Source organism: Rhodohalobacter mucosus, assembly GCF_003150675.1.
In the GTDB taxonomy this organism is placed as follows: Bacteria; Bacteroidota; Rhodothermia; order Balneolales; family Balneolaceae; genus Rhodohalobacter; species Rhodohalobacter mucosus.
Genome location: NZ_QGGB01000005.1, coordinates 102798 through 118734, shown reverse-complemented (window position 1 = coordinate 118734; position 15937 = coordinate 102798). Strand labels below are relative to the sequence as shown.

Genomic DNA, 15937 nt, shown 5'->3' with positions numbered 1-15937 from the left:
TCAGGTATTTCAGGAAGTGGCAGTTTCTGCGGCAAGTTCTTCAGCTCTGCTGATCATGGATTCGAAGAGGTCCAGACCCCGGTTCCAGAAATTCCGGTCGCGGATATCGATACCCATACCGGCGATCAGGTTGTGGGGCCAGTCAGACCCTCCCGCTGCCAGCAGATCCATGTAACGATCCGCAAATCCATTGCTCTCCGACTTGTATGCATCGTAGAGTGCAAGTACCAGCAATTCTCCGAAGGCGTACGCATACACATAGCCCGGTGTATGCAGGAAGTGCGGAATATAGCACCACCATAGCCTGTATTCATCGGTTATGGTTACGGAATTGCCATACAGGGCTTTCTGGGTTTCAAACCAGTGGTCGGAAAACTGTTCTGTTGTCAGCTCCCCCTGTTCCCTTCTGCCGGTATGTATGCGGTCTTCGAATCGGTTCATCGACACCTGTCTGAATACGGTAGCGATGGTATCATCGATTTTGCTGATTAGAAGCGCCAATTTCTCTTTAGGATCATCGAGCCGGTCCATCAGACGGTTAAAGACCAGCATTTCCCCAAAAACAGAAGCGGTTTCTGCTGTTGTAAGGGGTGTCGACGATTGCAGTTCACCTTGCTTCCTTGAAAGATACTGATGAACGCCGTGTCCGAGTTCATGGGCAAGTGTCTGCACATCTCTCAGCTGACCGTCGTAATTCATAAATACGTAAGGATGAACCGATGTAACGGTGCTGGCGGAGTACGCACCTCCCCTCTTACCGGGCCTGATGGCTGCATCGATCCAGTTATTTTCAAAAAAGTGCCCCGCAATCTCACCCATTGAAGGGTGAAAGTCTGAGTAAGCTTCGAGAACCATCTCCTTCGCGTCGGTCCACTGAACCGTCTCTGTGGTTTTGACAATCGGAGCGTACCGGTCGTAGTCAAAAATTTCATCCAGGCCCAGCAGCGTGCGCTTAAGCCTGTAGTATCGCTGTACAAGCTCATATTTTCCGGTAACGGCTTCAATGAGTGCATTTACCGTTTTCGCGTCCGTTTGATTGGAAAGATTCCTGGACGCAATCCAGCTGTCATAGTTTCGCAGCTTGTCGTTGGTATACTTGTCGGCCAGCAGCGTGTTGAAGATAAACGTGAGGGACCGCGAGTGATCTCTGAATGTTTCTGTAAGTGATGCATGGGCTTTCTGCCTCAATTCGCGATCTGGATTGTGCAGCTTGCTGAGTACTTCCTGTTCGGTAAATTGTTCTCCGTCCAGTTCAAAGCGTGCCGCACCCAGTGTTTCATCGAAGAAACGATTCCATGCCCTGCTTCCGGTTACCGATTTGGCACTCATCACTTTTTCAGCCTCTTCACTCAAAACATGTTCTTTATAGCTGCGTGATACTTCCAGATAGTGCTTCCAGCGTTCCAGTTCCGGGGCATTGATCAGCGCGGATGCCCGTTCTTCTTCCAGCCTGAGCCATTCAACATCGAAAAAGACCAGCTTCTGACTAAGTTCGGCGCTCAGTTCACTTGCTTCCTGAAGCAGTTTACCATAGGAAGAATCTTCCGTGTTGGTCGACCAGATCAGATGTGAGTAAGATCCGATCTTACCGGAAGTCTGAACCAATTCTTCGTATTCCGTAAGCATTTCCGCAAACTCTTCAGGAGATATTTGCGCTATCCGCCCCCTGTACTTTTCCGCAAAAGCATCTGCGCGCTCAAGCAGGTTTTTGCGATCCTCTTTCAGCCCGGGGGCGTCCGGAGAGGCGTACAGATCGGAGAGGTCCCACTGAATGTTTTCTGCTCCGCTTTTCTCTTTTTCACCGTTACTGCTCATAATTGGTATTGATGTTCATTTAGGATTGAAACTCAGCGTGAATATAAACAATGATTCACCCTCTTTGAATTCAGAAATGCACTTCTTTTGTGTTTCTTTAAGCTGAAATATCATCGTTTTTTTACGCAATAATGGTTAATTTAGAAATTGTTCAAAATTAAACGGAAAACCGGGCAGTTAACGTAATTATCTATCCTTCTTGGGATCGCCTATTGTCACTTATTTTCAGCAGCTTCCAATACCGGGAGAGATGTTGGCCATTCCGGAAATCTGCCACGCATACCGTTCATTTTATTACCCTAAAGACACCCTTTTGTTTTGAAATCACTTGAAGCCGTATTTGGACCCAATTCCGCACTGGTTGAAGAGCTTTATGACCAATATCTGGAAAATCCGGATTCCGTCCCGCCCCACTGGAAAAAGTATTTTGACGAAATAGAAGGCAAAGAGGCACCGGTTCCCGAGCCGGAACCTGAATCGAATGGCGCGCCTGCTGTGAAAGCCCCGGAAACAGAGGAAGAACCGGAAGCAGAGGCAAAAGCTCCGGAAAAGAAACAGCCTGCAAAAGCACCTGAAAAAGAGAAGCCGGATGTTGTAATTCCGGATGATGCGGAACTGGAAAAGATCAAAGGGGTCTCGTCTAAGATAGTCGAGAACATGGATAATAGCATTGAGGTACCCACAGCGACCTCACTGCGCGTTCTGCCGGTCAAAATGCTTACGGAAGATCGTACCATTGTTAATACGCACCTGCTGCAGCGGGGCGAGCCAAAAGCCTCTTTTACACATTTTATCGCATGGGCGGTCATTCAGGCTCTGAAGGATTTTCCCTCGATCAACTCGTTCTATGCTCAGAAAGAGGGTTCTCACTATCGCGTGAAACCATCCTCGGTAAACCTTGGAATAGCTGTGGACCTCGAGAGTAAGGATGGGTCACGAAACCTGGTGGTTCCCAACATAAAAAATGTAGACCGGATGAATTTCCGGGAATTTCTTTACGCTTACGCTGAACTGATCGAGAAAGCCAGAAGCGGAAACCTGGAGCTGTCCGACTTTCAGGGCACGACAATCAGCATCACCAACCCGGGCACCATCGGTACCGTGTCATCGGTTCCGAGGCTGATGAAGGGGCAGGGTGCAATCATTGCCACGGGTGCTATCAACTACCCGGCAGAATACCAGTCGATGGCGCAGGACGTGCTGAATCAGCTTGGTATCAGTAAGGTTATGACCGTGACATGTACCTACGACCACCGGATTATTCAGGGTGCGGAATCAGGCATGTTTCTTCAGAAAGTGCACTCCCTGCTGAACGGTGAAGAGACCTTTTACGATGCCATCTTTGAGGATCTTGAAATACCTTATGCGCCGCTGCCGTACGGTGAAGACAAATATGAAGGGCAGCTGAGCGGTAAAGCCAACACCCTTGAACAGGACCGGCGCGCCATAGCGGTATGGAGACTCATTAATATGTACCGCATGCGCGGTCATGTGCTGGCCGACCTGGATCCGCTCGGTGCTGAGCCCGGACACTCACCCGAACTGGACCTTGATTATTACGGGCTGACCCTTTGGGACCTCGACCGTGAGTTTTACTGTGAAGGCCTTGGCGGACAGGACATCACCAGGCTGCGCGACATCATTAAGCTTCTCAGAAATACCTATTGCGGCAAGATAGGCGCTGAGTACATGCACATTCTGGATCTCGATGAGCGCAAATTCCTTCGCGAGTCGATGGAGTCGACCACGAACACTCCAAACCTCACCAAGGACGAAAAAGAGGATATATTGCATAAGCTCAATCAGGCTATGGCCTTTGAGCAGTTTCTTCACAGAAAATACATCGGGCACAAAAGGTTTTCACTGGAGGGTGCCGAGACGCTGATCCCCATGATGCATTTTCTAATGGAAAAAGCGGGTGAAAAGGATGTGGAGAAATTTTTCTTTGGCATGGCCCACCGCGGCAGGCTCAACATCCTGGTCAATATTATGAATAAACCTTATCAAAAAGTCTTTGCAGACTTTGAGGGGAACATTGACCCGGATTCCATCCAGGGATCGGGTGACGTGAAATACCATCTTGGCACGAAAGGAAACTATGAAACCAAGAGCGGACATGAGATCGAACTGGAGCTGCTGCCGAATCCAAGTCACCTTGAAGCGGTAAACCCGGTTGTGGAAGGTGCTGCACGGGCAAGCCAGGATCACCACGGATCGAATGATGCAGAGAAGAAAATTATTCCCGTATTGATGCATGGCGATGCTGCGTTTGCGGGACAGGGTGTGGTCGCCGAAACGCTCAATATGTCGCAGCTGCGCGGTTATGAGACCGGCGGCACCATCCATATCATTATCAACAACCAGATTGGGTTTACCACGCTTCCACTGGATGCACGCTCCACGGAATATGCTTCGGATCTTGCCAAAATGATTCTGGCTCCTATTTTTCACGTCAACGGAGACGATCCGGAAGCTGCCGTGCATGCAATGCGTCTGGCACTTGAATATCGACAGCAGTTCGGAAAAGACGTGGTAATCGACCTGATCTGCTACAGAAAGCACGGGCACAATGAAGGTGACGAACCGGCCTTTACCCAGCCCGGCCTTTATAAAGAGATAGAAAATCACCCAACTGCGCGAGACATCTACCTGGAGGAGCTGTTACGTAAAGGTGAATTCAGCAAGGAAGAGACCGACTCCATTTTCAATGAATTTGAGGAGCTGCTGAATCAGGCTTTTGAAGACGCGAAAAGCTCACCGGCTCTTGAAGTAACCGATAAGATGCTCGACCGGTCGGAGGAGACGCAAAAGGAACGCGACACCTTTCCTGATACCACCTTCCCGATTGAAGACCTTAAAGAGATTGCCGTTAAGCTGAATACGGTTCCTAAAAATTTTGACGCCAACCCAAAACTGCTTCGACAGCTTGCCAAACGTGCTGAAGCTGCCCAGAACAATGAGAAAAAAATTGACTGGGGTTTTGCAGAGGCGCTTGCTTTCGGGTCACTGCTAAAAGACGGAACCACCATTCGCCTTACCGGCCAGGATGTGGAGAGAGGTACTTTTTCACACCGGCATGCGGTGCTTCACGGAACGAATACTGCACAGAAGTTTATACCACTCAACAATCTCTATGAGAATCAGGGAATATTTACGCCCTATAACAGTCTTCTCAGTGAGTTTGCAGCGCTCGGATTTGAATTCGGATATGCCTCAGCAAAACTGGATGCCCTGGTAGTATGGGAAGCGCAGTTCGGAGATTTTGCGAACGGCGCGCAGGTCATAATTGATCAGTTCATCACTTCATCCGAAGCCAAGTGGGGGCAGCAGTCGTCCATCGTTATGACGCTTCCACACGGCTATGAAGGACAGGGACCTGAACACTCTTCCGCCAGGCTCGAACGCTTTCTGCAGCTTTGCGCTGAAGATAATATCCAGGTAGCCAATTTTACCACGCCCACACAGTATTTCCATGCTCTGAGAAAGCAGGTTCTTCAGGACAAAAAGAAACCCCTGATCATCATGTCGCCTAAGAGCCTTCTTCGTCATCCCCTTGCCGTTTGCAATGTGGAGGAGCTGGCAACAGGGAAATTTCATCCTTTTATAGAGGATCTTGACGTAGAAGATGAGAAATCGATTGACCGTCTGGTTATCTGTTCGGGCAAGGTGTACTACGATCTTTACAAGGAGCGTGATGAACAGGAGAAATCATCCGTTGCACTCGCGCGACTCGAACAGTTCTATCCGTTCCCTGACAAGGATCTGCGCTCTTATCTGAAAAAAATGAGCCATGTCAAAGAGATCGTATGGTGTCAGGAAGAGCCGCGCAATATGGGTGCATGGACATTTGTTTCCAACAGAATTGAATCTATTCTGGGCAAGGGTCAGAAGTTAACCTATGCGGGCAGGCAAGCCTCTGCGTCACCCGCAGCCGGACAAAAAGCCATCCATGAGGCGGAACAGAAAAAACTGATTGAAACAGCGCTGGGATAGAATTCAGAATCCGGGGCTCAGGGTTCAGGGCTCGTGGTGCAGTCTACTACGCTGAAGCTTCGTAGACCAAGGGGTGCAGGCAGCAAGCTACAGGCAACAAACCACCAACTTCTGCCTTTTGCCTTCTCCCGACTCAAGACCAACTTCTACCTGAGTCCGTTGGGAACGCCTTTGCAGATTCGGCTTACGGCGTCGTGGCTGTGCAGACTTTCAAGGTGGGCACATCGTACCACAAAGTCGCGGATGCGCTCATCTTTGTTCAGTTCGTCGTAAAGAAGGCGTGCTGCGTCCTCCACAAACTTCTGAAATGCACCGTTCATCTCGGCAAATGCCTGCTCATCTTCACGCTTTACTATTACCTGCGTTTCCGTCTGAAGGGCTTCACGGCAAATCTCTACCATATCATCTACAAAGATTTCACTGTTCAGCTGAGCGGTAATCGTGGCCACGCTGCGCTGGCTGTGCGGTATGGCTGCAAGATCTCTCGACTCCCGTGCGTGCTCCGATAGTTCATAGGAGCACGGACATGCACTGCTGTATTCGAAATCAAGGTGCATATAGCTTGTAAACTGTCCGCTTTCATCAAGTTTGCCTTCGATGGATACATTATAGTACTGATACCCTGCCAATCCGGACCGGAGGCTCTCCTTCATCATAGGATAGCTGAATGAGAGCTTCAGGAATGCTGACCGGCTTTCCAGGTCATCCTGATAGGCTTTGAGCACCTCTTCCAGCTTGTCGGGATGGAAAACGTCGTGCTGAAATTTGTAGAACGTTCTCATGATCCGTCCCATATTGATACCTTTCTTTCCGGCATCCAGTCCTACATATCCGTCAACCGATGTCTCGAGTGTGAGAAGCTCACCGCTCGGGGTCGGATATTTAAGTGGCAGCTTGAAATTGGAAATACCCACCTGCTGAATCGGTACATTGGCTCCTTCAATCAATGAAGCAGGGCCGTTTTGCAAATCGGGCAAACTCTCCTTGTATGAATCGGTAACTGTAAATGTGGGGTCGTAAAATCGTCGTAAATTTGTCGTAATCATGATCTGTATGTATATCTTTTTTAATCTCTCCGGAAAGGACAATATTCTGCAACATTTCGTTCGGTCTCGAATAACTTCACCGAATAAAGCTTTGATTCTCCGTAAGCTGCAGATGATACCTGTTCATTCAACCGTTGAAAAAACACCTTCACAAGATTCTCCGTAGTGGGTATAATTCCCTCCAGAAAATCCACTTCCAGGTTCAGGTTTTTATGATCGCACGGGTCGAGGATTTTGTGCTTAATAATCGATTTGAGATCTCCCAGGTCGATAACATAACCGGTTTCAGGATCCGGCAGTCCCTGAACAGTGACTTCTATCACATAGTTATGCCCGTGCCAGTTAGGATTGTTGCACTTGCCAAATGTCTCACGATTCCACTGATCGGATTTCTCCGGATTATGAAGCCTGTGAGATGCATTGAAATGAGCTTTTCTGGTTACGTAAATCAAATCGGTCTTTATTTTCTTTGGTTTGAATAGGTTTTAACACTACCTCCTGCTTTCCGGTTCCCTTTGATGAAAAGAAAGTAGCATAAGCAGTCGGATCAGCAACCGATCTCCGTATACATAAAAAAGCCGTGTACGGTTTCTCTTGCTGCCAAGAGACCGTACACGGCAGAATATTGACTTTTTATCCGTTAAACGAAGCTAAATCAAAATGAATATTTGATTCCAAGGCTGACCGACCGGCCAGGATCAAAGCTGCTGAATATTTCACTTTCAGCTCTGAAGGCTTTATACAGCTCCTGGTTGGAGTCGTTCAGAATATTGGATACGCTCAGGTTTACGGAAGCTTTATCTCCTATCGACTTGTTCAGATTAAATCTGAGGTTGTGAAACGGATCTGCATAGACGTCCGGGAAAAGCCCCCCGCCTACGATCACAAGGGTTTCACCATTTACGTTGTAGAAGAATCCTGCGTCCATGCCGATCTCCGGATTATCGTACTGAAGCCCCGCATTGATAATGTAAGGAGCCTGGCCGGCCATTTGACGTGAATTGTCAACACTTTGGCCATCTTTTTCCCTGCTGAGCCGGGCATTAAACTCCTGATCGGTCATATCGATCTGAGACAATACATAGGTAAAGTTTCCATTCACGTTAAACCATCTGAACGCTGAACCAAGAAAATTCAGATTTTTCCTGAATTCCAGTTCTGCTCCAAACACCTCGCCATCACCCACATTTCGGGGCTGAAACTCACTGGATGTTGCCTGAACCTGTATTCGAACCACTTCAATGGGTTTATCAAACGTTTTATAGAATCCGCTCAGTGACAACAGCTGCCCGTCAGCACCAAATCGCTCCCATCTCAGGTCGACATTGTCGATTCGGGTTTCGGTCAGGTTTCCGTCCCAGTCACCGATAGGGAATAATCCGCCATTAAAAATCCTGTCGGATACGGGATCCAGAATCTGTGCAAATGAAAGCTCCTTGAATGTAGGCCTTGCAATGGTTCTGGAGTACGACAGCCTCAGGTTCATATTGTCAGTAATGTCGTAGGTGAAATTAGCTGACGGAAAGAAATCGGTGGAGTCGAGTACTTTAGCGTTATCCAGGTTATTCCCGGATGTGCCGCTCTGTGCAAAAAGCGCATCACGGCCCGTGTGTCGTTGCACGTAGTTCTCTACGCGCAGGCCCAGATACGTTCTCAGTCTTGGTACCAGTACAAATTCGTTGGAGATGTACGCTGCGGCGTAATTGACATTCGATGAGTACTGGTTCGGATTTGGATCGGGGTTACCTGACTGGTAATAGACCGAACCGTTCGGGTAAATGTTCTCTTCCCTGAGCACCTCCGAAGGATCGCCCGTCAGTGCAGGCCAGGAGCCGAAACTCTGAAGGTCAAAAGCCAGAATTTCAAAATCCCTCTCCTTGTACGAATAACTTGCACCTACACGCACTTTGGCATCACCCGAAAAAAGAAAGTAATCTTTGTTGAGGTCAAGACGCCCGTTGTAATTCACTTCATCCATATATCTCCACAAACGGCTTGGGTTACCACCGGCACCGGCATTAAACCTGGGAGGATTGTCCGTCAAAGACAATGTGTAGGCTGTCTTGCGGATATCAGGGTCGTTCATGGTTGAGAACGTCGGTGAAAACCTCCAGTCAATCTCGATGCTGGGACCGTCAAAATAGTGAGTACCGCCCAAAAAGAAGTTGGTAATGCTTCGCTGAGAATATTCGAGATTGTACGAATCAGCGGTGTAACCCGACTGTCCGGGTGCATCATTGCTGTTATCAATAAAGAAGTTTCCTGCACTGCTGTCACCATTCTGAAGCCTCATGGCAGTTAAGCGATACTTTGAACGTTCTGTCTTGAATGCAATACCTCCCAGTCCGCTGAGCAATACATTTCTCTCAGAAAGTGTTCCGTTCTGCGTTGTGGCATAGATCAGGTCATAATTCGTCGCTCCCACCTGCGTCTGGTATTCACCGTACCGCATGTCTGAATAGTGATTATTCGCATTTTTGTAGGAACCTGTAAGAATATAGCCCAGCTTTTTATCACCAAATACATCAAACTGATTGCCAACGGTTACCCCAAAGCTGTAATCCATCAGGTTGGTGTTTTCCGTAGGGCCCAGTGTGGAGTTGAAGCTGTTTACAAATTCACTTACCTGCTGCGGGGAATCGCCGCTGATTGGTGTGGGGATGGTAGCGTTCCGTGCAGCATCAGGCAGAGCCCTTGCTCCGTTGTCAAAACCCAGGAAGTCCGTATTGCTGCCACCGTATGATAAAAACCCGTTGTTAAAATGCATATCGGGATTGTAGCCGATACTTGCGGAAATATCCAGAATCGGAACTTCCGGAAAATCCTTGGTCTCAATGTTCACAATACCACCGGTGAAATCGGCCGGCATATGCGCAACCGCACTTTTCGATATCACCATATTATCGATGAGATTTGTAGGAAAGATATCGATTTGAAGGCTGTTTCTGTCCGGATCAAGGCTGGGAATGTCAACCTGATTAAGCATGGTTTTGGTGTACCGGTCGCCAAGGCCGCGAACGTAAACGTACTTGCCGCCTTCAACGGACACACCGGTTACGCGCTTAAGCGCTTCGGATGCGTCTGAATCTCCTATTTCATTGAATCGCTGGGCGGTAATACCGTCCATTACATTCGGAGATCGCCTTTTCATGCTCATCATGGCCACTTCCGATGTGCTGATCATGGCAGCGGTTACCACCAGTTCATCCATCTCCTCAATGGAGCTGCGCATAAGAACATCTCCCAGAGATGTTACCTCCCCTTCAATCACTTCCACATCTTCAACCACAATCGTGGTATAGGATACAAATGAAAACCGCACATCATATGTGCCGGGAGCAATGCGAATATCAAATTTACCATCAAAATCGGTGCTTGCACCGCTTGAGGTTCCAAGAACAAAAACCGTCACCCCAAATATGGGTTCCGCGGTTTCGTGGTCAAGTACAGTTCCCCTGATCGTGCCCGTATTTTCATCAGATCCGGATCCCGGGGTAACATTTTCCTGTGCTAAAGATAGTTCTGTTAAACCCAGAGCAAAGAGAAGGGCAACAGTTATAACGGCTATTATTTTATTCATTTTATGTATTGTGTTAGACTAACGGATACTATCAACATGTAGAAAAACCCGCTTCCGGCACTTTGGCCAGAAGCAGGCTTGTATATAGGTGAGAATGATTTATTCAACTCCAAGTGAACCCAATGCTCCTGACTGGCTGGCCCAAGTCCATCCGAATACGGATGCGTCTGCGCCAAGCGTAGCCGCATTGAGGTCAGCAATTTCGGTTACTTCAGATTCGAGACCGGGAAAGAAATCTGTAACGGTGAACCCAGCCGGAATAATGGCTTCGATACTGGTGATGGCATATCCATCCGGATTAGCCGCATAATCGGGATAATCTGATGAAAGAGAACCACCTTCATCCAAGCCAAAGAAGAGAAGATTATTCATGGATACGTCTGTGTTATCATCCACATCGATCAGCTCTTCTGCGCCATTACCCTGCAGGTAGATGGTAGCATTTTGTATAGTGTGGCCGGTGCTCGTGAATGAACCTTCTGGACCGTCAAGTTCAAATGCTGAGTCTTCCGGGCTTACGATAACAGCATTATCCAGCGTTCCCGCCCATGCCTGGTCTGTATCGATGGCGTCATCGAATGAATTCCAGACCAATACGTTGGTCACGTCAACCGTGCCGCCGAACCACTCAATACCATCATCCTGATTCGCCACAACTTCTACATTCTGAATGTTTGTGCCGGAACCAACGCCACCCAGTGTGAGGCCGTTAATTTCATTACCTTCACCGATATTGGCACCGCCATGACGGATAGAGATATGGGTAATGGATCCTGAGCTGTCTGATGGATCATTGCCTCCATAGAGTCCGTTTGAATCAGAGGTCGGAATACCTTCGATTTGTGTCTCAGTGATGTCACTGCCTTCGCTTGAAGCAGAAATCGGCGCATTACCGAGAATAAGAACGCCTCCCCAGAGACCGCTAATATCGGGATCCAGGTTGGGACTTGTGAAATCACCTGCAGCTACCTGCTCGGGGGTAATCTCATCTGCAAAGGATGTGAATATGATTGGCGCATTTGCTTCACCATTTGCATTCAGCGTACCGTCACGCGCAATCAACAGTGCTGTCGCGTTGGCACCGGTTCCTGCTTCTCCTTTCACAATTACTCCCGGCTCGATGGTGAGGGTTGCACCCGCAAGAACGGTAATACGACCGCCGAGAATGTAGGTGTTTCCAGTCTCCCAGGTTGTGTTGCTTGAGATATTCTCAGTTACCTGAAACACCGTTTGCTCGGCAACTACCGTAACAACGGCCGTAGCATCGTCGGTCTGCCCGTCCGAATCGGTTACGGTAAGAGTGACAGATGCCGCACCAACACTATTCGGTGTGAATTCAACTTCTACAGCTCCGCTTGTTGCACCGCTGGCAGGCTCAGTAGTGACGTTTGCGGATCCATTCTGGGCAGATGCCTGAGCAGAAGCATATCCGCCGGAGATAGTTACGCTGAAAGAAAGAGTGACTGAATTACCGAGCACGACTTCCTGTGCTCCCGGTGCAGTTAAACTAGGTGGATTTACGTCTACTTCGGCGGGATTGTCATCGCCGCATGAAGCAATAAACCCGAGTAACAGAACAGAAATCAGGATTCCCTTTAGATAGTACGAGAGGTTCATATGATGGTTTGAATGAGTTTAGATTAGGATTAGTTTTTACCCGATCTAAAACTAACATTACACCATTATGAACAGGTTACTCCAATGTTACGAAATTGCTAAGAATTGCTGTTCCCCTTGCTATTCTGTGGGGGTAATCGTCAGAAACCTCCTGGGAGGCTGATGGCCTTGCATTAACCAATTAGATACCAATGGCTATTGATAAAAAGGCTGATATTGTTTTCATTATTTCTCGCATAGTTTAATAAATAAAGGATACTATTAACAGGTAGAAGTACCTGCTTTCGATTTAAACCGAATGCAGATATGAATTAGGAGAGAAGATTGATTATTCGAGACCGATGGATCCTTGTGGATTATCCTGCCTGGCCCAAGTCCATATAAAAGCGTTAACATTAGCTCCAACGGTTGCAGAACCGAGATTAGCAACAGATGTAACTTCCGATGCCAGCTCTGTAGGAAAGAAAGTTCCAATTGAAGTTCCAGGTGGGAGTATAACTTCGATGTCCGTAATTGCATAGCCATTCGGATTATTGGCATAATCAATATAATCTGAAGAGATTCCGCCACCTTCATCAAGGCCAGTAAAAAGCAGATTATTCATGAATACGTCCGTATTGGCATCCACATCTATCATGAGTTCAGAACCATTACCCTGCAGATATGTAGTTGCGTTTTGAATCGTGTGCCCCGTACTGGTAAAATTTCCTTCCGGTCCATCCAATTCAAAGGCTGATCCCTTAGGGCCGACAATCAGAATATTATCGATCGTGCCTGAGAATGCCTGATCGGTATCAATCGCATCATCACCTGCGTTCCAGACAAGGACGTTAGTTACGTTAACCGTACCGCCGAACAACTCAATACCATCATCCTGATTGGCAACAATTTCCACATTTTGAATGGTCGTACCAGAACCCACGCCACCCAGAGTAAGACCATTAATCTCATTTCCTTCGCCAATATTGGCACCACCATGTCGGATGGAGATATACCTGATAGAACCTGAGCTGTCGCCTGGATCGTTACCACCGTATAATCCATTTGAATCTGATGTCGGAATGCCTTCAATCTGTGTTTCGGTAACGTCGCCGCTTTCATTAGTAGCTGATATCGGGGCATTACCAAGCACAATTAAACCACCCCAGAGTCCGGATATGTTCGGTCCAAGGTTAGGACTGGCTAAATCGCCCCCTGCCAATTGTTCAGGCGTAATATCATCACTAATTGATGTAAGAACAATCGGTAAGTTTGTTTGTCCATTTGCATTCAGTGTCCCGCCTCTGGCTACAAGAAGTGCAGTCGCATTTGATCCTGAACCAGTCTCACCTTTGACAACTACGCCGGGCTCAATCGTTAATGTCGCCCCTGCCAGTACTGTAATACGGCCACCCAGAATATAGGTATTTCCGGTTTCCCAGGTCGTGTCGCTTGAGATATTCTCTGTAATGTTAAACACGGTAACATCAGGAGAATTGACTTCTGTTGAAGCTGGATTATCGTCACCACAAGCAGAAACAAATCCAAGCAGGAGAACTGACATCAGAATACCCTTGAAATAGTATGACAGGTTCATGTGACAGTATTAAGAAGTTTGTGAGTCTGGATTCATTATAGTCCACTCTCAAACTTTAATCTACTATTTAGAAAATATTATTTCAATATGACGAAATTGATAAGATTTGATGTTTCCCTTTCTTTTCTATCCGTCTTTATCGTCGCTAATCTCTTGAGAGGCCTGTTTTTTATCCGTTTCACCTGTTTTGCCATTTGAGGTACCGTTTTTGGGTACAGCCTGATCGTTCTCTTTGTTTTCCTCTTCGCCGGCCTCATCGCCATCCTGCTCAGTCTCAAATATTCCTTCAGGATAATTTCCGCTTGGCCGGTCACCCAGCATTTCCCTCAGATCCACATGGTTCAGCACTTCTTTCTCCAGAAGCGTTTCCGCCATTTGTTCCAGTTTGTCACGGTGCTTTTCCAGAAGCTCTACCGTACGCTTATAATTCCGCTGAATTATTCCCCGGACAGCTTCGTCAATCTGCTGTGCCGTATGCTCCGAGTATTTTTTGTTGAATCCGTAGCTGTTCTCGGGGCTGCTGGAGTCTTTCAGCGACAGGTATCCAAGTTCGCTGCTCATTCCGTATTCGGCCACCATGGCGAATGCCATATTGGTAATACGCTCAAGGTCATTTTGTGCACCGGTGGAAATTTTCCCAAAAACAATTTCTTCGGCAACGCGCCCGCCCAGAAGGGCACAAATTTTATCATCCAGCTCCTCTGTAGTCATCAGAAAACGATCTTCGAGAGGGGTCTGAAGGGTATACCCTAGCGCTGCAAAGCCCCTGGGTACAATGCTGACCTTGAGAACCGGGTCGGTGTACTCCAGGTACCAGCCTACAATTGCATGTCCCGACTCGTGATAGGCTACAATTTTTCTCTCATTCGAATTGATCAGCTTGTTTTTCTTCTCCAGACCGGCAACAACCCGTTCGATGGCATCCTGGAAGTCGATCATTTCGACAGCCTCCTTGTTCCTGCGTGCCGCCAGCAATGCCGCCTCATTACACAGGTTGGCAAGTTCCGCCCCCGCAAAACCGGGTGTTTGTGATGCAAGCACCTTCAGGTCAATATCTTTGGCAAGCTTAAGCTTTTTCGAATGCACCTGCAGCACCTTGATTCTGCCGTGAAGATCGGGTTTGTCGATTAGGATCTGGCGATCGAAGCGGCCGGGCCTGAGCAGAGCTGAATCGAGAATATCCGGACGGTTGGTGGCGGCCATGATGATCACGCCCTTATCCGAGTTAAATCCGTCCATCTCGCTCAGAAGCTGATTCAGGGTATTTTCACGCTCATCATTGGAACTCATCTGCATTCCGCGTCCACGCGTACGGCCTATGGAGTCAATCTCATCAATAAAAATAATACACGGCGCTTTCTCTTTGGCCTGTTTGAACAAGTCGCGTACACGCGCAGCGCCCACACCTACAAACATCTCTACGAAGTCGGAACCGCTGAGTGAAAAGAACGGTACATCCGCCTCACCTGCCGTAGCTTTGGCAAGAAGGGTTTTACCCGTACCCGGAGGCCCGACAAGGAGCACGCCTTTCGGAAGGTTACCGCCCAGGTTGGTAAACTTTTTGGGATTGCTGAGGAACTCTACAACCTCTTCCACTTCCGCTTTGGCTTCCTGAAGGCCTGCCACGTCCTTGAAAGAAACTTTACTCTCGGTTTGTTTATCGTATAGCGATGCTTTGTTTTTTCCAATGTTGAGCACCTGCTGGCCGGGGTTCATTCGTCTGAATATGAAAACCCAGAATGCAATGATAAGCGCAATCGGTATCAGCCAGATAAGGATGCCGCTGAACCAGTCTTCCTCAATCCGAACATCGTACACCACTTCGTTTTGGTCAAAAAGTGCACGTATTTCATCACCTTCAAGCATGGTGGTGGTAAAGCGGCTGGTGTCGCCTTCGGTACGCTCCCAGCGGTTTTCTGATGGCTGTGGCGGCTCAATAATACCGTCTTCAATTGCTTTGTCAGAGAATTGCCCCTCTATTCTTGTATTATTTACAATCACTACCTCTTCCACGTAGCCGTTTTGTACATAATCCAGGAACTCGCTGTACTTGATTCGTTCGGAGCTCTCTCCGGGCACGAAGTAAAAGTTAAACGCAATGAGGACGAGAAATAGAACGATGTAGATCCAAATAGGAAATTTGGGGGCCTTTCGCTCACTATTCTTCTGAGAGCTGTTTTTCTTAATTGGGTTCTGTTTTTTTGCCATTTAAATATTTTTGATCACAGACGAGCCTTAAATATAACTCTTTTTGGGTAACTGTGCGTTGGCACAGGTCAGATTAACGAAATTTTCAGGACAATCAATCCT

The 15937-nt window shown here is 47.8% G+C and carries 8 protein-coding genes; 1 reads left to right on the top strand and 7 read right to left on the bottom strand.

Annotated elements, in window-relative coordinates:
* Positions 1 to 9: 9 nt before the first annotated feature.
* A complete protein-coding gene (locus DDZ15_RS06095; protein ID WP_109646164.1) occupies positions 10 to 1815 on the bottom strand; it encodes a M3 family oligoendopeptidase in 1806 nt (601 codons plus the stop codon).
* A gap of 318 nt (positions 1816 to 2133) precedes the next feature.
* Here DDZ15_RS06095 and DDZ15_RS06090 point away from each other — a divergent pair, with 318 nt between their 5' ends.
* A complete protein-coding gene (locus tag DDZ15_RS06090) occupies positions 2134 to 5808 on the top strand; it encodes a multifunctional oxoglutarate decarboxylase/oxoglutarate dehydrogenase thiamine pyrophosphate-binding subunit/dihydrolipoyllysine-residue succinyltransferase subunit (protein WP_109646162.1) in 3675 nt (1224 codons plus the stop codon).
* Positions 5809 to 5954: 146 nt separating this feature from the next.
* On the opposite strand, the gene folE2 is transcribed toward DDZ15_RS06090, so the two are convergent.
* From folE2 to ftsH, 6 genes are all read right to left on the bottom strand, one after another.
* Positions 5955 to 6854: a GTP cyclohydrolase FolE2 gene (folE2, locus tag DDZ15_RS06085; protein ID WP_109646160.1), complete on the bottom strand. Its 900-nt coding sequence runs from the start codon at positions 6852 to 6854 to the stop codon at positions 5955 to 5957.
* 20 nt (positions 6855 to 6874) lie between these two features.
* Positions 6875 to 7306 (bottom strand): 6-pyruvoyl trahydropterin synthase family protein, encoded by a 432-nt coding sequence (locus DDZ15_RS06080; RefSeq protein WP_109646158.1) that lies wholly within the window; start codon positions 7304 to 7306, stop codon positions 6875 to 6877.
* Between the two features lie 203 nt (positions 7307 to 7509).
* Entirely contained in the window at positions 7510 to 10434 is a 2925-nt protein-coding gene (locus DDZ15_RS06075) for a TonB-dependent receptor (RefSeq protein ID WP_109646156.1), read from the bottom strand.
* Between the two features lie 99 nt (positions 10435 to 10533).
* On the bottom strand, positions 10534 to 12051 hold the full coding sequence (locus DDZ15_RS06070) for a PKD domain-containing protein (protein WP_109646154.1): 1518 nt from the start codon (positions 12049 to 12051) through the stop codon (positions 10534 to 10536).
* 328 nt (positions 12052 to 12379) lie between these two features.
* On the bottom strand, positions 12380 to 13627 hold the full coding sequence (locus DDZ15_RS16925) for a right-handed parallel beta-helix repeat-containing protein (RefSeq protein WP_242978903.1): 1248 nt from the start codon (positions 13625 to 13627) through the stop codon (positions 12380 to 12382).
* Between the two features lie 126 nt (positions 13628 to 13753).
* The gene (ftsH, locus tag DDZ15_RS06055; protein ID WP_109646148.1) at positions 13754 to 15835 is read right to left on the bottom strand and encodes an ATP-dependent zinc metalloprotease FtsH; all 2082 of its coding nucleotides are present in this window, start codon (positions 15833 to 15835) and stop codon (positions 13754 to 13756) included.
* Positions 15836 to 15937 lie beyond the last annotated feature (102 nt).